1 protein-coding gene is annotated in these 1166 nt (G+C 58.3%); it reads right to left on the bottom strand.

Going from position 1 to position 1166, the window contains the following annotated elements; all coding sequences use genetic code 11:
- On the bottom strand, positions 1-1150 hold a 1150-nt coding region (locus FXB38_RS42325; RefSeq protein WP_246230650.1), incomplete at its 3' end, for an ABC transporter substrate-binding protein.
- Positions 1151-1166: the final 16 nt, after the last annotated feature.

Below are 1166 nucleotides of genomic sequence, written 5' to 3'. Positions count from 1 at the left end.
GCACCTTGCAGCGAATGCCGACCGTGCCGAGATAGGCAAACACCGCCTCACCCATCTCCTTCCAATTCGGCTCGCGCGGCGTGAGCAGGTTGTAGCACGGCGTCTCGAAGCCATTCGGATAGCCCGCTTCGGCCAGCAGCTGCTTCGCCTTCTTCACGTCGTAGGGATATGGTTTCAGGTCCGGATCGTAGCCGGTCTCGCCCTTGCCGACCTCGACATAGCGCTGGCCCTGCCCGAACAGCACGCTTTTGATGATGGCATCGACATCCACCGCGTGCGCCACCGCCTGCCGCACCTTCAGCTTGCTGAAAGGCGACTCCGGCTTGTCGGCCGCCATATCGATGTAGAGGTTGTTGTTCGCTACGGTCGAGAAGGTCGTCACGCCCGGCATCTTCTTGAACTCGCCGACCGCCGACAGCGGCACCGTGTCGATCCAGTCAACAGCGCCGGACTTGAACGCCGCAACACGCGTAAGGTCTTCCGGAATGATCTTCAGGACCAGGTTCTTGACCTTCGGCCGCGCATCCTTGTTCCAGTAATCCTCGAACGCCTCGAGCTTCAGATCTTCCTTAATCGAGCGCGAGACGAACTTCCACGGGCCGGTGCCGACCGGCGCTCTGGCAAAGCCATCCTCACCCACCTTCTCGAAATACTTCTTCGGAATCGCCCACAGCTGCAGCGCGTTGGGGATGTAGTTGCCGTCCGGCGCCTTGAAATGCAGCTTGAAATGATGATCGTCGATGATTTCGAACTTTTCGATATTCGCCTGCGTGTAGGAATAGGGCGAGATCTTTGGATTCCTGAGCCGCTCATAGCAGAATTCGAAATCAGCCGAGGTCAATGGATCGCCGTTGTGGAACTTCACCCCGTTACGAAGATGCACGTCGATGATCGGCTTGTCTGGCGTCCCCTCGATGGACCAGGATTCGGCCAGCCAGTTGATCATCTTCAAATCCGGATCATACCGGACCAGCTGCTCGTACATTTGCCCGATGTAATACTGATCGCCGCCGCCAACCATCCTTGTGGGATCGAGCGTTGATGGCTCGGCGGCGAGCGCCGCGACAATCGTATCCCTGGTTTGTGCCGAGACTGTTGCATTGAGCGCGAGCAGCCCAAACGCAGCCGCAAGAACACGCACGACGATCACACTTCTCTGCATCATG

Source organism: Bradyrhizobium cytisi (genome assembly GCF_008123515.1).
GTDB classification, from domain to species: Bacteria; Pseudomonadota; Alphaproteobacteria; order Rhizobiales; family Xanthobacteraceae; genus Bradyrhizobium; species Bradyrhizobium cytisi.
This window is presented reverse-complemented; position numbering and strand designations above follow the sequence as displayed.